At 72.6% G+C, this 18,506-nt stretch carries 16 protein-coding genes, 2 tRNA genes and 1 pseudogene; 5 read left to right on the plus strand and 14 right to left on the minus strand.

All coding sequences use genetic code 11. The annotated features are described in order from the left end of the window. Positions 1 to 546, plus strand: a pseudogene (locus tag AB6N24_RS08335) (hypothetical protein); the annotation flags it as partial. Further along, entirely contained in the window at positions 546 to 2,567 is a 2,022-nt protein-coding gene (gene pknB, locus AB6N24_RS08340) for a Stk1 family PASTA domain-containing Ser/Thr kinase (protein WP_412868944.1), read from the plus strand. The pseudogene AB6N24_RS08335 and the gene pknB, both read left to right, overlap by 1 nt. A gap of 197 nt (positions 2,568 to 2,764) precedes the next feature. On the opposite strand, the gene AB6N24_RS08345 is transcribed toward pknB, so the two are convergent. The 4 genes from AB6N24_RS08345 to AB6N24_RS08360 are packed head-to-tail and all read right to left on the minus strand — an operon-like array spanning position 2,765 to position 5,239. Further along, positions 2,765 to 3,400 carry an aminodeoxychorismate/anthranilate synthase component II gene (locus AB6N24_RS08345; protein ID WP_412868945.1) on the minus strand — a complete coding sequence of 212 codons (636 nt, stop codon included), beginning with the start codon at positions 3,398 to 3,400 and terminating at the stop codon, positions 2,765 to 2,767. Beyond that, on the minus strand, positions 3,397 to 3,561 hold the full coding sequence (locus AB6N24_RS08350) for a hypothetical protein (protein ID WP_157464167.1): 165 nt from the start codon (positions 3,559 to 3,561) through the stop codon (positions 3,397 to 3,399). Before AB6N24_RS08350 ends, AB6N24_RS08345 begins: the two co-directional genes overlap by 4 nt. Continuing rightward, positions 3,558 to 4,364: a class E sortase gene (locus tag AB6N24_RS08355; RefSeq protein WP_412868946.1), complete on the minus strand. Its 807-nt coding sequence runs from the start codon at positions 4,362 to 4,364 to the stop codon at positions 3,558 to 3,560. Before AB6N24_RS08355 ends, AB6N24_RS08350 begins: the two co-directional genes overlap by 4 nt. Further along, positions 4,361 to 5,239 (minus strand): DUF881 domain-containing protein, encoded by an 879-nt coding sequence (locus AB6N24_RS08360; RefSeq protein WP_412868947.1) that lies wholly within the window; start codon positions 5,237 to 5,239, stop codon positions 4,361 to 4,363. The genes AB6N24_RS08355 and AB6N24_RS08360 overlap by 4 nt, the downstream gene beginning before the upstream one ends. A 101-nt stretch (positions 5,240 to 5,340) precedes the next feature. On the opposite strand from AB6N24_RS08360, the gene AB6N24_RS08365 reads away from it, so the two are divergent. Continuing rightward, positions 5,341 to 5,586: a cell division protein CrgA gene (locus AB6N24_RS08365; RefSeq protein WP_412868948.1), complete on the plus strand. Its 246-nt coding sequence runs from the start codon at positions 5,341 to 5,343 to the stop codon at positions 5,584 to 5,586. Between the two features lie 262 nt (positions 5,587 to 5,848). Here the strand turns inward: AB6N24_RS08365 and AB6N24_RS08370 are convergent, their stop codons facing one another. Next, entirely contained in the window at positions 5,849 to 6,712 is an 864-nt protein-coding gene (locus AB6N24_RS08370; RefSeq protein WP_412868949.1) for a rhomboid family intramembrane serine protease, read from the minus strand. Positions 6,713 to 6,729: 17 nt separating this feature from the next. Further along, a complete protein-coding gene (locus AB6N24_RS08375) occupies positions 6,730 to 7,269 on the minus strand; it encodes a peptidylprolyl isomerase (protein WP_258725117.1) in 540 nt (179 codons plus the stop codon). Positions 7,270 to 7,512: 243 nt separating this feature from the next. Here AB6N24_RS08375 and AB6N24_RS08380 point away from each other — a divergent pair, with 243 nt between their 5' ends. Further along, positions 7,513 to 8,439, plus strand: coding sequence for a hypothetical protein (locus AB6N24_RS08380; RefSeq protein WP_412868950.1), 927 nt, complete (start codon positions 7,513 to 7,515; stop codon positions 8,437 to 8,439). A 457-nt stretch (positions 8,440 to 8,896) separates the two neighbouring features. After that, positions 8,897 to 11,851: a glycoside hydrolase family 9 protein gene (locus AB6N24_RS08385; RefSeq protein WP_412868951.1), complete on the plus strand. Its 2,955-nt coding sequence runs from the start codon at positions 8,897 to 8,899 to the stop codon at positions 11,849 to 11,851. 157 nt (positions 11,852 to 12,008) lie between these two features. On the opposite strand, the gene AB6N24_RS08390 is transcribed toward AB6N24_RS08385, so the two are convergent. The 8 genes from AB6N24_RS08390 to gyrA form a co-directional block, all read right to left on the minus strand. Beyond that, complete coding sequence (locus tag AB6N24_RS08390; protein WP_412868952.1) at positions 12,009 to 13,091, minus strand: hypothetical protein; 1,083 nt, start codon at positions 13,089 to 13,091, stop codon at positions 12,009 to 12,011. A 144-nt stretch (positions 13,092 to 13,235) separates the two neighbouring features. Then, positions 13,236 to 14,087, minus strand: coding sequence for a neutral zinc metallopeptidase (locus tag AB6N24_RS08395; protein WP_412868953.1), 852 nt, complete (start codon positions 14,085 to 14,087; stop codon positions 13,236 to 13,238). A 60-nt stretch (positions 14,088 to 14,147) separates the two neighbouring features. Next, positions 14,148 to 14,483 (minus strand): DUF6881 domain-containing protein, encoded by a 336-nt coding sequence (locus tag AB6N24_RS08400; protein WP_412868954.1) that lies wholly within the window; start codon positions 14,481 to 14,483, stop codon positions 14,148 to 14,150. Positions 14,484 to 14,621: 138 nt separating this feature from the next. Further along, positions 14,622 to 14,697: transfer RNA gene (locus AB6N24_RS08405), tRNA-Ala, on the minus strand. A gap of 44 nt (positions 14,698 to 14,741) precedes the next feature. Beyond that, on the minus strand, positions 14,742 to 14,861 hold the full coding sequence (locus AB6N24_RS08410; RefSeq protein WP_412868955.1) for a DLW-39 family protein: 120 nt from the start codon (positions 14,859 to 14,861) through the stop codon (positions 14,742 to 14,744). A gap of 21 nt (positions 14,862 to 14,882) precedes the next feature. Continuing rightward, positions 14,883 to 14,956, minus strand: a tRNA-Ile gene (locus tag AB6N24_RS08415). A gap of 78 nt (positions 14,957 to 15,034) precedes the next feature. Continuing rightward, positions 15,035 to 15,862 (minus strand): DUF3566 domain-containing protein, encoded by an 828-nt coding sequence (locus AB6N24_RS08420; RefSeq protein ID WP_412868956.1) that lies wholly within the window; start codon positions 15,860 to 15,862, stop codon positions 15,035 to 15,037. Then, on the minus strand, positions 15,859 to 18,471 hold the full coding sequence (gene gyrA / locus AB6N24_RS08425; protein WP_412868957.1) for a DNA gyrase subunit A: 2,613 nt from the start codon (positions 18,469 to 18,471) through the stop codon (positions 15,859 to 15,861). The genes AB6N24_RS08420 and gyrA overlap by 4 nt, the downstream gene beginning before the upstream one ends. Between the last annotated feature and the right edge of the window lie 35 nt (positions 18,472 to 18,506).

The raw sequence follows: 18,506 nt of genomic DNA on the forward strand, positions 1-18,506 counted from the left end.
GCTCCGGCACCCGCCGCGGCGAAGTCCCCCGCCGCCCCGGCGTCGATCCCCCCGCCCGCACCGCACGGCCACCCCGACGACGACGGGCACCCGCCGTCCTACCCGCCCCGGCGCGAGCTGCGCGACGCGACCGAGGTCCGCCGCACCGCCGGCACCCACCGGGCCCCCACCCGCGCCGGGTGGATCACCTCGACCACGACCGGGAACCGGCTCGGGAAGCTCGGCCGGCTGACCTGGCCGCTCGTGGCGCTGATCCTGCTGGTCGTCGCGCTCCTCGGGGCGGCGCTGGCCGATAGGCTCACCGGCGCCGAGGGCGGCTCACCCCCGGGCGAGCCCGCGCTGGGCGCGACCGGCACGACGAGAACGGCGACGACGACCGTCACGGCGGCTCCGGCGCACGGGACCGGCGCGGCTGCCGGCACCCGCACGGCGGCCGTCGACCCCGGATACGCTTTCCGGGACGGCCTCGATGGGATGATCACGGAACGTGCGCGGGTTGCCGACAGGGCAGCAGGCACGTGGACGACGACAGCGAAGGACGCCTAGTGGTGGACGACGGATCCCGGATCCTCGGAGGACGGTACGAGGTCGGTGAGCTGATCGGCCGCGGCGGCATGGCCGAGGTGCACATCGGCCACGACACGCGGCTCGGACGGACCGTGGCGATCAAGGTCCTGCGCTCCGACCTCGCACGCGACCCCTCGTTCCAGGCACGCTTCCGCCGCGAGGCCCAGGCCGCCGCATCGCTCAACCACCCCGCGGTCGTCGCGGTCTACGACACCGGCGAGGACCTCGTCACCGAGCCGTCGGGCGTCGTCGCGCACGTGCCGTTCATCGTCATGGAGTACGTCGAGGGGCACACGGTCCGCGACATCCTGCGCGACGGCAACGCGGTCCCCATCGAGGAGGCCGTCGAGATCACGGCCGGCGTGCTGTCCGCGCTCGAGTACTCCCACCACGCGGGCATCGTGCACCGCGACATCAAGCCCGCGAACGTCATGCTGACCCCGACCGGCGCCGTCAAGGTCATGGACTTCGGCATCGCGCGCGCCGTCGCGGACTCCGCGGCGACCATGACGCAGACGCAGGCGGTCATCGGCACCGCGCAGTACCTGTCCCCCGAGCAGGCGCGCGGCGAGACCGTCGACACGCGCTCCGACCTGTACTCGACGGGCTGCCTGCTCTTCGAGCTGCTGACCGGGCGCCCGCCGTTCGTCGGCGACTCCCCCGTCGCCGTGGCGTACCAGCACGTCCGCGAGGCCGCCCCGGCGCCGAGCATGTTCGCCGCGGACGTCCCCGACTCGCTCGACCGGATCACCCTCAAGGCGCTCGCCAAGGACCGCGACTCCCGCTACTCGACGGCCGCCGAGTTCCGCACGGACCTGGAGGCCGCCGCGCGCGGGGGCCACGTCGGCGCTCCCCCGGTCGGTGCCCTCGTGGCCACCGGCGTGAACGACGACGCGACGCAGGTGTTCGGCGCCGCCGGCCCGGCGACGACGCAGGTCGTCACCGGCCCCGCGCCCTGGGCGCCCACCGGCCCGGGCACGACCGTGCTGCCCCCCACGGGCGCCGCGACCGGCGCCGTCGGCGAGGACGACGAGCCGAAGAACAAGCGCTGGCTCATGTGGACCCTCATCGCGGTCGCGGTCCTCGCGGTCGCCGGGATCATCGCGCTCATCGCGGCGAACGCGGCGAACAACGACGAGCCGGAGACGGTCACCGTCCCGGCGATCGTCGACATGCCCGCACCCCAGGCCAAGGTCGAGATCGAGGGCGCCGGCCTCGTGTGGGCCCAGGAGGAGGTCGCCTCCGAGACGATCGCCGAGGGCAACGTCGTGTCGAGCAACCCGGCGAGCGGGGCGCAGGCCGAGAAGGACTCGACGGTGACGGTCCAGGTCTCGACCGGACCCGACACCGCGACGGTCCCCGACGTCACCGGCCTGACGCAGGACGCGGCGCGCACCCAGATCGAGGCCGCCGGCCTCACCGTCGGCTCCATCACGCCCGAGGACAGCGCCGCCTACCCCAAGGACCGGGTCACCAAGACCGATCCCGCCGCCAACGCCTCGGCCAAGGCCGGGGCCGCCGTCACGGTGTTCATCGCGAGCGGCAACGTGGTCGTCCCCGAGCTCGTCGGGCTGCCGCAGGCCGACGCCGAGAAGGCGCTCGCCGACCTCAGCCTGAGCTCGACGACCGCCGAGGTCGAGACGAACGAGCAGCCCCCGGGCACGGTCGTGACCCAGAGCCGGGCCGCGGGCGACCTCGTCCCGCAGAACTCGTCGGTGCGCCTCGAGGTGGCCGTCGCGCCGACCGCGCTGCTCATCCCCGAGGGTCTCGTCGGCCAGTCGTGGGACCAGGCGAGCCGCACGCTCTCCGGGCTCGGGCTGCAGCCGCAGCGCCGCGACGTCGACAGCGACCAGCCGCGGGACACCGTGCTGAAGACCGACCCGACGCGCGGCGACGAGATCGAGCCGGGATCGGTGGTCATCGTGGACGTCTCGCGCGGGCCGCGCAACGGTCAGCAGAACCCCACGCCGACGCCGACAGCGCCGGGAAACAACGGCTGACCCCGCCGGCGCGTCCTCGACGCGGCGACATCCGCACACGACGAAGGCTCCGACCCGCGAGGGTTCGGAGCCTTCGTCGTGGTGACGGACGCGTGACGCCGGTGCGCGACGCCGTGGCCCGTCGCAGTGCGCGACCCGACGCTGGTGACGCGGGCGCGTCCGAGCCCGTGCTCGGCCCAGCTGCCTCGGGCCGGTCCCTACGACCGCACGAGCGGGTGCAGCCCTTCCGACCGGGCGACGGCGTCGGCGTCCCCGCACACGGCCAGCCAGTTGGCGAGCAGCCGGTGCCCGCCCTCGGTCAGCACGCTCTCGGGGTGGAACTGCACCCCGTGCAGCGGCAGCGTGCGGTGCTGCAGGCCCATGACGACGCGCCCGTGCGCGGACCCGACCTCCGCCGTGACCTCGAGCTCGTCGCTGACCGTGCCGTCGACGACCGCGAGCGAGTGGTAGCGCGTCGCGGTGAACGGCGTCGGGAGCCCGGCGAGGACGCCCGTGCCGTCGTGCTCGACGAGGCTCGTCTTGCCGTGCATGAGCTCGGGCGCGTGCGTGACCGTGCCGCCGAAGACCTCGCCGAGCGCCTGGTGCCCGAGGCAGACCCCGAGCATCGGCGTCGCGCTCTCGGCGCAGTCCCGGATGACCTGCATGCTCGACCCGGCCTCGGCCGGGGTGCCCGGCCCGGGCGAGATCAGCACGCCGTCGAACCCGGCGCGCTCCTCGACGGGCGGCACGGCGTCGTTGCGCACGACGACCGTCTCGGCACCGAGCTGGTTCAGGTAGCCCACGATCGTGAACACGAACGAGTCGTAGTTGTCGACCACCAGGATCCTGGTCATCCCTCACCCACAGTCGTGTCGTTGAACGGCATGAACGGCGCGATCGCCGGGAACACCCACAGGAAGCACGCGGCGAGCACGGCCAGGGCCGCGACCGTGAGGATCGCGGCGCGCACGGGCGCCGGGCCCGGCAGGTGCCGCCACAGCCATCCGTACATCATGCGCCTCCGAGGAGCTCGGCCGGGATGCCGTCCGCCACGGGCGCCCAGTAGTCGAGCGTCCCGTGCACGATGAACCGCTCGCGCGCCGAGAACATCGGGTGGCACGTGGTCAGCGTGATGAAGCGCTCGGTCGGCGTGGCGCCCGGGTCGCCGGGGACGGGCGCGACGACCTCGGTCTGCGCGGGCGTCACGATCTCCGTCGACGTCACGCGGTACACGTACCAGGTGTCGGCGGTGCGGACCACGAGCGGGTCGCCGGCCTGCAGCTCGGCGACGCGGTTGAACGGCTTGGCGTACGTGGTGCGGTGGCCGGCCACGGCGAAGTTCCCGACGGCACCGGGCATCGCGGTCCCCGGGTAGTGGCCGATGCCGAGCACGTCGAGGACGCTGTCGCGCTCGACGCCCTCGCTGATCGGCCGCTCGGGCTCGCCGGCCCACCGCGGGACCTGGATCGTCGCGAACGTCGTCGCGTGGGCGGGCTCGGCGGCGACGGGCGGCTCGTCCCGGCGCGGCGGGGCGACGACGGGACCGACGGGCTCGCTCGGGCCCTCGGACGCGTCCGGCGTCGGGGCCGTGGGCGCGACGTCCCAGTCGAGCTCCTGGACGATCTCCGCCTGCGCACGGTTGCCGACGACGTCGGTCCACCACAGCTGCCAGACGAGGAACGCGAGCAGCAGCACGCCCAGGGTGATGAGCAGCTCGCCGAGGACGCCGAGGGCCCCGAACGCGGTCGTGCGGCCGCGCGACGACGTGCTCGAGCGGCTGTGCCGGGGGTTCGACCGGGTCGGGGTCTCGACGCTCACGCGGAGTCCTCCGCCCGCGCCTCACGGGCCTGCTCGTCGTCGTCCCGCGCCTCGCGGGCCCGCTCGTCGTCGTCGGGTGCGTAATCGCCCCGTGCGTCGGCCGTCCCGCCGTCGGGCAGCCCGGGCAGCACCTCGGTGCCCTCGGGGACGCGCGCGTGCTCGAGCTCGGTCGCTCCCTCGTACGCGGGCAGGGTCAGCGGCTCGGGCGCGACCGTCACGGACCAGCCGAGGCCGACCGCGTCGACGTAGCGCAGGTAGTTCTGGATCTCGGGCGACGCGTAGAGCGCGCGCCGCAGCGCCGCCGGGTCCCCGACGGCTCGCACGACGTACGGCGGCGAGTACGGCTGGCCGTGCAGCGAGAGCACGTTGCCGATGCACTGGAACGCGCTCGTCGAGATCACCCGCTGGTCCATGAGGCCCATCGCCTCGGCACCGCCCGCCCACAGCGCGTTGATGACCGCCTGGAGGTCCTGCTGGTGCACGACGAGGTCGTCGGGGCGGACGGACGTGGGCCGCGCGACGTCCGCCGGGGCGTCCTCGAGCTCGACGACCAGGCCGGGCCCCGTCACCGGGACCAGGCCCGCCTCGAGCTCCGCAGCGGGCGCGAGCGGCTCGATCACGATGCCGTCGAGCTCCGCCTGGGCGGCCGTGAGGCGCTCGACGTCCGTGCGCAGCGTCGAGACCTCGTCGAGCAGGACGCCGAGCCGGCGCTCCTCGACCTCGGCGAGCCCGGCGAGGTCCTGCGGGTGCCGCTCCCCCGTCGTCCGGGCCAGGCGCGCGTTCGCCGCGAACAGGGCCCCGGCCAGGGCGAGGACGAGCGCCACGGACAGCGTGCCGCGCGCGGCACGGGCAGCACGGTGCGGGTGGTCGGGCACTCGTGCTCCTCTCCGGCGATCTCGCCACTACGCTAAGCCACATTCTGGCGGGTCGGTGCCGACGTGCCCCGGCCTGCCGTACCGCTGGAACAGGAGCAGCCGTGCCCGAGTCGAAGAACCGCAAGAAGGCGGCCTACACGCCGCCGCCCGTCGCGAGCGGCCCGAAGGTGAGCCCGCGGTGGCTCGTGCCCGTGATGCTCGGCCTGATGATCCTCGGCCTCGTGTGGATCGTCGTCACGTACATCATGCGTTCGGAGTACCCGATCCCCGGCATCGGGCAGTGGAACCTCGCGATCGGCTTCGCCCTGATCCTCGCGGGCTTCGCCCTCACGACGCGCTGGCGCTGAGCCCTCCCCCGGCCCTTCGACGCACGGAGGCGGGGCGCCGGTACCCGCGTCGCCCTTCCACAGGCGGACGGGCGTCGTTCCACAGGAATGCCCCATTCGTCCCCACGCACGCGACCGGCGCCCACAGCACAATGCCTGGTCGTAGGACGTTTGCAGAGCCCTGACCTGCGGAAACGGGTCCGTCGTCCCCAGCGGTGGACATCTCTGTGGACAACTACACAGGTGTAATTCACCACCTGTGCGGAACGTTGGGGAAATCGGGTCAGACCAGGGCGTACTTCGCGAGCGCGAGCCCGACGAGCAGCAGGCCGACGAGCACCGGCGCCCCGACCGCCACGGCGGCACGCCGCTCCCGCGGGGCGTAGGCGAACGCGGCGGCGAGGGCCGCGCCCACGACGAGGCCGCCGAGGTGCGCCTGCCACGCGATGCCCGGCACCACGAAGCCGATGACGACGTTCAGGACGATCACGACGGCGATGCCGCGCACGTCCCGCCGCATCCGGCGCATCACCACGAACACCGCCCCGAACAGCCCGAAGACGGCGCCCGAGGCGCCCACGGTGAGGGTGCGCCACGAGTCGTCGAGCGGGGACGCGAGCAGCAGCACGCCGACCGAGCCCGCGACGGCGCTCAGGCCGTAGAGCGCGGCGAAGCGTCCGCGGCCGAGGGCCTGCTCGAGGTACGGCCCGACCATCCACAGCGCGAGCATGTTGAACACGATGTGGATGACGCCGGAGGGGGAGTGCAGGAACGCGACCGTGAGGAACCGCCACGGCTCGACCTCGCCGATCGCCGGCCAGAACGCCCAGCGCAGCGTCCACGCCGGGTCGACCTGCTGGAGCACGAAGCTCACGACGCACGCCGCGATGATCCCGATCGTCACGACCGGGCGGCCCGCGCGGACCGTCCCGCCGAAGATCGTCCGGTTCGCGGGCGTCGCGCGCGCGGCCTCGGCGACGCAGTCGACGCACTGGACGCCGACGGCAGCCTGCCGCTGGCACTCGGGGCACGTCGGACGGCCGCACCGCTGGCAGCGCACGTAGGACACACGGTCCGGGTGGCGCGGGCAGACGGGCGGGCCCTCGGGCGGGCCGGTGGGCGCAGCGGCAGGCTGGTCGGCGCTCATGCGGTGATCGGGACCGCTCAGTCCTCGATCGTGACCGAGCTGATGACGACGTCCTCGACCGGGCGGTCGCCGCGGCTCGTGGGCGTCGCGGCGATCGTGTCGACGACCTTGCGGCTCGCGTCGTCGGCGACCTTGCCGAAGATCGTGTGCTTGCCGTTCAGGTGCGGCGTCGGGACGACCGTGACGAAGAACTGCGAGCCGTTGGTGCCGCCGGTCTTCCCGGTGATCGGGTCGCGGCGCAGCCCCGCGTTCGCCATCGCGAGCAGGTACGGCTCACCGAACTGGAGCTCGGGGTGGATCTCGTCGTCGAAGCTGTAGCCCGGGCCGCCCGTGCCGGTGCCGAGCGGGTCGCCGCCCTGGATCATGAAGCCCGGGATCACGCGGTGGAAGATGACGCCGTCGTACAGCGGGGCGCTGCTCTCCGCGCCGGTCTTCGGGTCCTTCCAGGCCTTGCTCCCGGTCGCGAGGCCGGTGAAGTTCTCCACCGTCTTCGGCGCGTGGTTCGGGAAGAGCTCGATCCGGATGTCACCGGCGGTCGTGTGCAGTGTCGCGAACATGCCGCCCATCTTCCCACGCAGCGGCCTGCCTGCGCGGGGAGGCCGGCGCCCGTCCGGGAAACCCTGCGCCCGTTCGACCAGGCGTCGAGCGGTGCGCACGGAGGGGTACGCCGGCCGCGAACACCCAGGCCAGGACCGCGGCCGCCCCGCAGCCCTTTCGGGCCTGGGACCTGCGTGTCGACGGGTCTGGTGGCAGAGTGTGGGGTCAACGCAGCCGACCAGCCGCAGAACCGGGGAGTGGACATGACCTTCGCCATCCGACGCCCGAATCTCGAGTCCGTGGACACGGACAAGCTCAAGCTCCAGGCCGCAGAGAAGGCGGCGGTGCTCGCCGCCGCCGCGAAGGTGCAGGCCGCCGAGGCAGCAGGACAGGCCGCGGGAGCCGCGGCGCACGCCAAGGAGTGGGGCACGCCCAAGGCCGAGGCCGCGATGGAGTGGCTCGTGCCGCGCGTCGAGCACCTCTACAAGGAGAGCCTCAAGGCCGCGGTCCCGCGTGTCGAGCGCGCCGCCGGCGCCGCGTCGCCCGCGATCGACTCGGCGCACGACAAGCTCGTCGACGAGCTCATCCCGAGCGTCGTCGCCGCCGTGAACGCAGCCGCCGTCAAGGCGGGCGCCATCGCGGACAAGGCCGCCGAGGCCACCGCACCGCAGAAGTCGCACCGCGCCGCGAAGACGTTCTGGATCCTCGCGGGCATCGCCGGTGCGGCTGCCGCGTTCGCCGCGTGGACCCGTTCGCGCGCGCAGACCGACCCGTGGGCCGAGCCGTGGGAGCCCACGTCGGCGGACACGTCGAGCAACGGGCTCCGCACCCGGGCGCACGACGCCCGTGAGGACCTCTCGGACCGCGTGGGCGGCGCCGCGGAGGCCGTGGGCGAGGCGGCGGGCGTGACGGTCGCGAAGAGCCGCGAGGCGGCGCAGCGGGCGGCCGAGAAGGTCACCGAGGCGCGCGAGGACCTCACCGAGAAGGTCAGCGAGGCCACGAAGAAGGCGACGACGCGCCGCTCGGCGTCGAAGAAGCCCGACTCGGCCGCCGGCGACACGGACGAGGCGCTCACCGACACGACGGCCGTCGCGCCGATCGTCCCGGTGGGAGAGGTTCCCGACCCGGTGATCGAGACGGCCCCCGAGCGCACGACCGACGAGGACCGGACCGACCGCGGGACGCTCTGACCCGACACCGACCGGCACACCCCCGACGGCTTGGGGGCGGCTCGCAGCGGGCCGTCCCGGGCCACGGGTCCGCGACCCGGCCCTGCAGCGATGCGGGCCGGGTCGCGGCGTGTCCGGGCGAGTCGAGGGCGCGTCTCCGTGCAGCTCACAACCCCGCGCTGGCTCGCGCACGTCGACCAGGACCGGGGCGGGGAGACCGTCGAGCAGCCGCCCGCTACGCTCGCCACGCCCGGGCCTCGTCCCCTGCCCCGCTGTCCACCCGCGGGAGCATTCGGCTAAACGTTTAGGCGGTTGACGCCGTCGTCGCGCCCTCCGGACGATGCCCGAGGCGGACCGCCCGCGAACAGCTCCGGGTGGCGTTCACGCGCGGGCGTGGAGAGAGGGACGGCGCGGATCCCGCCGGACCGGGCACGACGACGTGCCCACCCGTTTCTCCAGTGCCGAAGAAAGGGATCTCATGTCTCGCCTCGCCCCGGCGCACGACGCCCCGGCCCCAGCGCCACGCGGCCGGCGTCGCCGCGCCGTGGTCGCCGGCTCCGCCACCGTCGCGCTCGCCGCAGGTGCGCTCGTCGCGCCCATGCTCACGTCGACGGCGGCCGCCGCCCCCGACTTCAACTACGCCGAGGCGCTGCAGAAGTCGATGTTCTTCTACGAGGCGCAGCGCTCGGGCGACCTGCCCGCGAGCAACCGCGTCTCGTGGCGCGGCGACTCCGGGCTGACCGACGGCTCCGACGTGGGCAAGGACCTCACCGGCGGCTGGTATGACGCGGGCGACCACGTGAAGTTCGGCCTGCCGATGGCGTTCACGTCGACGATGCTCGCGTGGGGCGCCATCGAGAGCCCGGCCGGCTACACCAAAGCGGGCCAGCTCGACGAGATCAAGGACAACCTGCGCTGGGTCAACGACTACTTCGTCAAGGCCCACACGGCGCCCAACGAGCTCTACGTCCAGGTCGGCAACGGCACGGACGACCACAAGTGGTGGGGCCCCGCCGAGGTCATGACGATGGCCCGGCCGGCCTACAAGATCACCGCGGCCTGCCCGGGGTCCGACGCCGCGGGGGAGACCGCCGCGTCCCTCGCCGCCGCGGCGATCGTGTTCAAGACCGACGACCCGGCGTACTCCGCGAAGCTCCTCACGCACGCCAAGCAGCTCTACTCGTTCGCCGACACCTACCGCGGCAAGTACTCCGACTGCGTCACCGACGCCGCGTCGTACTACAAGTCGTGGTCCGGGTACCAGGACGAGCTCGTGTGGGGCGCGTACTGGCTCTACAAGGCCACGGGTGACGCGACCTACCTCGCCAAGGCCGAGAAGGAGTACGACGGGCTCGGCGTCGAGAACCAGACGACCACACGCAGCTACAAGTGGACGGTCGCGTGGGACGACAAGTCCTACGCCGCGTACGCGCTGCTCGCGATGGAGACCGGCAAGCAGAAGTACGTCGACGACGCGAACCGCTGGCTCGACTACTGGACCGTCGGCGTCAACGGCACGAAGGTCAACTACTCCCCGGGCGGCCAGGCCGTGCTCGACACCTGGGGCTCGCTCCGGTACGCCGCGAACACCTCGTTCGTCGCGCTCGTCTACTCCGACTGGATCACCGACGCGACCCGCAAGGCGCGGTACCACGACTTCGGCGTCCGGCAGATCAACTACGCACTGGGCGACAACCCGCGCAAGTCCAGCTACGTCGTCGGCTTCGGCGCGAACCCGCCGCAGAACCCGCACCACCGCACCGCGCACGGCTCGTGGCTCGACTCGCTGACCAACCCGGTCAAGACCCGGCACGTGCTCTACGGCGCGCTCGTCGGCGGGCCCGGCTCCGCGAACGACGCCTACACCGACGACCGCGGGGACTACGTCGCCAACGAGGTCGCGACCGACTACAACGCCGGCTTCACCAGCGCGCTCGCGCGGCTCGTCGAGGAGTACGGCGGCACGCCGCTCGCGAGCTTCCCGACGGCCGAGGTGCCCGACGGCGACCAGTTCTTCGTCGAGACCAAGCTCAACCAGCCGCAGACCGGCACGTTCACCGAGGTCAAGGCGATCATCCGCAACCAGTCGGCCTACCCGGCGCGCAGCCTGACGAACGCGAAGCTCCGCTACTGGTTCACGCTCGACCCCGACGAGCCGGCCTCGAACATCAAGGTCACGACGAACTACACCGAGTGCGGGACGAACCCGCCGTCGGTCGTCGCCGCGGGCGGCTCGCTGTACTACGCGGAGATCGACTGCACCGGGCGCAACATCTACCCGGGCGGCCAGTCGCAGCACCGCGCCGAGATCCAGTTCCGGGTCGCGGGCGGCCCGACGTGGAACGCCGCCAACGACCCGTCGTTCGTCGGCCTCGCCTCCGGCACGGCCGACCCGGTCAAGACCAAGGCGATCACGCTGTACGAGGGCGGCACGCTCATCTGGGGCAACGAGCCGGGCGACGTCGTCGGTCCCGACCCGGACACCACGGCGCCGTCGGTCCCCGGCACGCCGGTCGCGTCGTCGATCACCGGCACGTCCGCGACGCTCTCGTGGACCCCGTCGACGGACACGGGCGGCAGCGGGCTCGCCGGCTACGAGGTGTACCGGGTGCAGGGGACCACGGCCACGCGCGTCGCCACCACCACGACGCCCGGCTACGCGCTCACCGGCCTCACGCCCGACACGGCGTACACCTACGCGGTCGCCGCGAAGGACACGGCCGGCAACGTCTCGGCGCGCGGCACCGCCGTGACGTTCCGGACGACGGGCGTCATCGTCGACCCGGGCCCCGACACGACGGCCCCCACCGTCCCGACGGCCGTCACCGCAGCCGGCGTGACCGCCACCGGCGCGACCCTGACCTGGACCGCCTCGAGCGACCCGACCAACGGTCAGGACCACGTCAGCGGCGTCGCCGGCTACGACATCGGCCGGGTCTCCGGCACCGCGACGACCGTCGTGGCGTCCTCCACCGGCCCCACGCACGCCCTGACCGGCCTCACGGCGTCGACGGCGTACCAGTACGCCGTACGGGCCAAGGACGGCGCGGGCAACGTCTCCGCGTGGAGCACCCCGGTCTCGTTCACGACGACGAACGGCACCACCACGCCGCCGTCGGCGTGCAGCGTGAAGTACACCGCCAACACCTGGGGCTCCGGCTTCACCGGGTCGGTGCGCCTCACGAACACCGGCTCCTCGGCGCTCAGCTCGTGGACGCTCGCGTTCGCGATGCCCGCCGGGCAGACCGTCACGCAGGGCTGGAGCGCGACCTGGTCGCAGACCGGCACCGCCGTCACCGCCAAGAACGCCGCCTGGAACGGCACGCTCGCCGCCGGCTCCTCGATCGAGATCGGCTTCAACGGCACGCTCACCGGCGCGCACGTCGCCCCGACCGCCTTCACGGTCAACGGCGCCGCCTGCACGCTCGGCTAGACCTGGCGTCCGCGTCAGGATCACGCCGGCGCGGGCGGCAGCACACAGCGGAGGGCCGCTCCCGGGACTCACCCCCGGGGGCGGCCCTCCGTGCTGCGAGGATGCGGCACCGAGGGTGGTGGGGACAAGCCGAGGGCGGTTCGCCCGCCGGGACCGGTCAGCGACCGGGGGACACCGACGTCGGTTGACCGGCCCACTCGCGCAGCGCCGGGACGTCCGCGACCTCCCAACCTGCGTGGACGGGCAGCGACAGCGTCCGGTCGGCCGCCTCGATGACGAGGGCGCTGCTCCACGCGAGGTTCGTCGAGTCGCCGCGGATCGCCGTGATCGTCTCGCGCGGGATCGTGACGAAGCGCGGCCCGAGCCAGAGGTGCAGCGCACCGTCGCCGAGCACGACGTGCTGCCGGCGGTCGACCCAGCCCGGGCACGAGCACCTGGGCGGCGGGCGGTCGGCGGGGGAGAGCCTCGACCGCGGCGGCGTGCACGAGGGCCCTACCGGCTCCGGGATCGGAGCGGCGCGGTCGTCAGCGGGGCGGTCCGTCGGCACATCAGGCGTCAGGCTGCCGACGGCGCGAGGGCCTCCGTCACGCGCGTCCCGCAGCCCGTCAGCGGACTTCGGGTGGGCGGACTTCGAGTGGGCGGACCTCGGGTGGGCGCAGTACCAGCACGTGCCGCCGTCCTTCGTGAAGTACCGCTTCCACGCCGGACGTCCCGCGACGAACCAGCCCACGAGGGCCAGCACGGCGGGGACGAGCCCGAGCAGGCCGATCCACATCACGTCCCTGACCGACGCAGGCTCAGCCCAGTCCTCGACGTCCGTCGCGATCATGGCCTCGGTCGGCTCGCCCGGCAGGTAGCGGACCTCGAGCGGCCACTCGTCGGCGTCGCGAGCGGGCAGCGGCTTCCAGTCGCCCGCATAGTCGTGCCCCCACGGCTCGGCCTCGACGAGCAGCGCCGTGACCGTCCGCCCCTCGGCGTCGAACGTCGCACGCACCTCGTCGGAGTACCGCCCGGCGGTCCGCGCCTCGACCGTCCGGGCGGTCGCCGTGGCACCGTCGTCCTCGAGCCGGAGGGCGAGCTCGTGGGCGCGCACGGCGCTCCGGTACGACGACGCAGCGATGAACGTCACGATCAACGACAGGGCCACGACCGTCAGCGCCGTCCAGCGTCGGACGCGGCGGCCGCGCGAGGCACGACGGGCCTCCGGGACGCCGCTCGGGTCTGCGACCCGGATCAGCACGGGCAGTTCCTGCGCCGGCCGTCGGACGACGAACGCTCCTCCCAGGTCACACGGGGAGCGTAGGGCCCTGGTCACGGCGGTGCTCGGTGAGCCGAGGGAGCTCGCACCCCGACGAAGGTCGGGCGACTTCGGCCGGGACGGGGACTACTGCTGGGCCTCGACGACCCAGTCCTCCGCCGGAGCGGGGTAGCAGCTGCCGGCGCCACCCTCGTAGCCGTCCGCGAAGGCCCGGGTGCGCTCGAAGCCCGTGCCGTGCGCCCGGGGGTCGGTGAACGGGGTGCCGGGGACGTCACGGACCGAGAAGACCGCCAGCGTCGCCTCGTCGAGGTCGCCGGCCTCCAGCAGGCCCTGCTCCTGCACGTCCCTCGCCCACGCGCCGGCGAAGCAGTCCGCCTGGAGCTCGCGGAGGACGCCGAGCTGCTCCTGCTCCGGGAGGCGGAACTGCATGGCGTGGCCGTACTCGTGCGCGAGGACGAACGCCGCGGCGAAGTCCCCCGACGAGACGTAGTAGGGGATCATCAGGCCCGTCTCGTCCCAGGCGATGAAGTCCCCGGCCGGGCAGTAGAAGGCGTTCTCGGCCGGAGCCTCCTCGTCGCCGCACCGGGGACCGGCCTCCTGGTCGGGGCGGTAGTACACGAACCGGGAGGGGCGGGTGTACGCCGCACCGAAGGTGGCGGGGAGCTCGCGGGCCCAGAACTCGTCCAACGAGGCGATGACCCCCTCGAGGGTCGCCTGGTAGTCCTCGTACACGAAGGCGGTCCTGGTGTCGGTCCGGATCGCCTCCGTCTCCGCCGGCGGGTCCTCACCGAAGTCCCCGCTCTCCTCGGCGTTCTCAGCCTTCGCCTCGTCGACCGCGGACTGGATCTCGTCGAGGATCTCCTGCGCGCGGGCACGGTTGGTGCCGTCCCCGACGGTGGTGTCGAACCCGCACCCCGTGAGGGCGAGAACAACGGCGACGACGATCACGACCGGCCGCAGACGGGAGAGGGAAGGCACGGGAACCTCCAGGGGCGGGTGTGCGCGAGCGGGAAGGGCTGCCCCGAAGACGCAGGAGTCTCACCGGGAGTCTGCACCAGAGAGTGCTGCGACGCCCCCGGAGGGGCGGAGGAGCCGGCGACTGCTGCAACGAGCCGCTCTCGTGACGCAGCGAAGGCCTCTGCGAGAAGCGGATAGCTGCGGATCGACAGCGATCTCGTCTGGGAGCGGGATGGGCACCTGACCCAGCGCGGTCGTCGCCATCGCGTGCTCCTCGTCCGCCCATGCCAGGCGACCATCGGCGAACTCGTCGACCTTCCGCACTTCCCAGCCGTCGACGACGTGCGCCCACAGCACGACGGGGTCTTCCGCGTTGTCGTGGTGCCACCGCACGCGCTGGAAGTAGCTGTCGGACACGGGCCGATCGTGCCATGGGCATCGCGCGCAGCACGGGCCGCAGGAGTGGATCTTGGCGACGCCCGCCACTGCTGCCGTTTGCTGCTGCACCTCATGGCAAGAGCCGCTCCGCGGTGTCGCGAAAGCGGCTCTGACCAGTGGTGGAGCCAAGGGGACTCGAACCCCTAACCCCCTGCTTGCAAAGCAGGTGCGCTACCAATTGCGCCATGGCCCCTGGGTGGAACCACCGGACCGGTGTCCGGCTGTCGCGGGGGAGGACTACTCGAAGGTGTCCGTGACCTCGGCCCACAGGTCCCGCTCGTCGCGGTCCTGCGTGTACCGCTGCCAGGCGTAGAAACCGGCGGCAGCGACCGCCACGAGGAGAAGCACCTTCTTCATGGATCCCCCACGGGTCGGGAGTGGGCCTAACAGGACTTGAACCTGTGACCTCTTCCTTATCAGGGAAGCGCTCTAACCGTCTGAGCTATAGGCCCGTGCGCGCACCGTCACGAGGACGGGGTGCGCCGGATGAGACTACCGCAGCGCGGCACCCGGCCCAAACCGGGTTCCGCTCACTCGTCCGTCAGCGTGAGGTGCACCCCCCCGACCAGCGCGGCCGTGAGGTTGTAGAGGAAGGCGCCGATCGTCGAGAGCGCCGTGATGAGGAAGACGTCGATGACCGCGACGAGCGTGGCCGCGGAGACGATCCGCTGGAACTCGACGTACTCGAGGATGTTCACGGGGCTCTCCGCGCCCAGCACCTCACGCACGAGCGAGTCGGCCTTGGCGAAGACCTGCATGCCGTCGAGCGTGAGCCAGACGACGGCCGCGGCGACGACGATCATGATGCCGATCGCCACGGAGAGCAGGAACGCGAGCTTCATGACCGACCACGGGTCGACGCGCGAGAGCGCGAGGCGCACCCGGCGCGGTGCCCCGGGGACGGCCTTCATGCTGCCGGTCGCGGGCCGCGGGGACTGGCCGTTGACGGTGCGCTGGGCACCCGTCGCCGTGGCGCTCATGGTCCGCTCCTCGGCACGCGGGTGGGCGGCCGACGCGAGGGCGGCCTGGGTCTTCGCCGCCGCCTTCTTCAGGGACGACGCGACGGAGCCCACCGCGACCTGCAGCGGCGACGGCTCCTCCGGGTCGGCCGGCGGGGGAGGCGTCGCGGTGGACGTGCGGGGCGGCGTCGGCCGGTCGTCGTCCCGCGCGGCGGGCGTCTCGACGGGCTCGCGCGTCGCGGTGTCCGCGTACGCCGCACCGGGCGCGGGCGGCGCCTCGGTGTCGACCGCGGCCGAGCCGGCGGGCCTCAGCGGGGGCGTGGACGACGACGGGCGGGTCGCCGGTGCCGTCGGCCGCTTGCGCGGTGGGATCGACGGAGGGGCGGACTCGCTGCTCATGCATCCTCCTGCGCGGATGTCTCCGCGGCGGTCGGTGCGTCCGACCCGCCCTGCGTAGTGGCGTCAGGGTCTGCCGCGACGGCGTCCCCCGACTCGTTCTCGTCCTCCACGGTACCCGCATCGTCGGCCAGGTGACGCTCGATGTTGCGGGCGACGGCGATGATCCGGTCGTTCGCGTCCGGCTTGGCGAAGATCACGCCCTGCGTCGCGCGGCCCGTGGCGTTGACCTCGGACGTGGCCGACCGGACGATCTTGCCGCGCTCCATGATGACGAGGACCTCGTCCTCGGGGTCCGTCACGAGGGCACCGACGAGGTCGCCGTTCGCCTCGGGGAGGTTCGCGACCTTGATGCCGAGGCCGCCGCGGCCCTGGACCCGGTAGTTGTCGGTCGTCAGCGCGGTGCGCTTGGCGATGCCGCCCTCGGTCACGGTGAACAGGTACGCGTCGTCGGACACGACGTCCATCGCGAGCAGCTCGTCGTCGGAGCGGAACTTCATCCCCGTGACGCCGGACGTCGCGCGGCCCATCGGGCGCAGGGCGTCGTCGGTCGCCGTGAAGCGGATCGACTGGCCCTTGCGCGAGACGAGGATGAGGTCGTCGGTCGAGTCGACGATGCGCGCGGACACGAGCTCGTCAGGGTTGCCCTCGTCGTCCTCGCGCAGGTTGATCGCGATGACGCCGCCCGAGCGGTTCGAGTCGTACTCCGACAGGCGGGTCTTCTTGACCAGGCCGCGCTTGGTCGCGAGCACCAGGAACTCGGCCTGCTCGTAGTCGCGGATGTCGAGCACCTGGGCGATCTTCTCGCCGGGCTGGAACGCCAGCAGGTTCGCGACGTGCTGACCCTTCGCGTCGCGGCCGCCCTCGGGCAGCTCGTACGCCTTCGCCCGGTACACGCGGCCGAGGTTCGTGAAGAACAGCAGCCAGTGGTGCGTCGTCGTGACGAAGAAGTGGTCGACGATGTCGTCCTCGCGGAGCTGGGCCCCGCGCACGCCCTTGCCGCCGCGGCGCTGCGCCCGGTAGTTGTCGCTGCGCGTGCGCTTCGCGTAGCCGCCGCGGGTGATGGTGACGACCATCTCCTCCTCGGCGATGAGGTCCTCGATCGAGACCTCGCCGTCGAACGGGAGGATCTTCGTGCGGCGGTCGTCGCCGCTCTTCGCGACGATCTCGGCGAGCTCCTCCTTGACGATCGTCCGCTGGCGGACCTCGGAGCCGAGGATGTCGTTGAGCTCGGCGATGACGGCCTCGAGCCGCGCGTGCTCGTCGAGGATGTTCTGGCGCTCCAGGGCGGCGAGCCGGCGCAGCTGCATCGCGAGGATCGCGTTCGCCTGGATCTCGTCGATCTCGAGCAGGGCCATCAGGCCCGTGCGCGCCTCGTCGGCGTCGGGGGAGCGGCGGATGAGCGCGATGACCTCGTCGAGGGCGTCGAGCGCCTTGAGCAGGCCACGGTAGATGTGGATGCGCTCCTCGGCCTGGCGCAGGCGGTACTTCGTGCGCCGGACGATGACCTCGAGCTGGTGGGACGTCCAGTGCCGGACGAACGCGTCGATGCTGAGCGTGCGCGGGACCCCGTCGACCAGCGCGAGCATGTTCGCGCCGAACGTGTCCTGCAGCTGCGTGTGCTTGTAGAGGTTGTTGAGCACGACCTTGGCGACCGCGTCGCGCTTGAGCACGATCACGAGGCGCTGGCCCGTGCGGCCCGAGGTCTCGTCGCGGATGTCGGCGATGCCGGTGATCCGGCCGTCCTTGACCAGGTCCGCGATCTTCAGGGCCAGGTTGTCGGGGTTCACCTGGTACGGCAGCTCGGTGACGACGAGGCAGATCCGGTTCTGGATCTCCTCGACCTGCACGACCGCGCGCATCGTGATCGAGCCGCGCCCGGTCCGGTACGCCTCCTCGATGCCGCGGTGGCCGAGGATCGTCGCGCCGGTCGGGAAGTCGGGGCCCTTGATGCGCTCGAGCAGCGCGTCGAGCAGCTCCTCGTTCGACGCGTCCGGGTGGTCGAGGTGCCACTGCACGCCGTCGGCGACCTCGCGCAGGTTGTGCGACGGGATGTTCGTCGCCATGCCGACCGCGATGCCCGCCGAGCCGTTGACCAGAAGGTTCGGGAAGCGCGAGGGCAGGACCGACGGCTCCTGGGTGCGGCCGTCGTAGTTGTCCTGGAAGTCGACGGTGTCCTCGTCGATGTCGCGGACCATCTCCATCGACAGCGGCGCCATCTTGCACTCGGTGTACCGCGGCGCGGCGGCCGGGTCGTTGCCGGGGGAGCCGAAGTTCCCCTGGCCCCACACGAGCGGGTAGCGCATCGACCAGTCCTGCACGAGGCGGACCAGCGCGTCGTAGATCGACGTGTCGCCGTGCGGGTGGAACTTGCCCATGACGTCGCCGACGACGCGGCTGCACTTCGAGAACTGCCGGTCGGGGCGGTAGCCGCCGTCGTACATCGCGTACAGGACGCGGCGGTGCACCGGCTTGAGGCCGTCGCGCACGTCGGGGAGCGCGCGTCCGACGATCACGGACATCGCGTAGTCCAGGTAGGACCGCTGCATCTCGAGCTGCAGGTCGACCTGGTCGATGTTCCCGTGCTCGGCGCCGGCGAAGTTGTCAGTCAACGGTTCGGTCCTCTTGTTCAGGCTCGGTGCTGCTC

Source organism: Cellulomonas jepli (assembly GCF_047229345.1).
GTDB lineage: Bacteria > Actinomycetota > Actinomycetes > Actinomycetales > Cellulomonadaceae > Cellulomonas_A.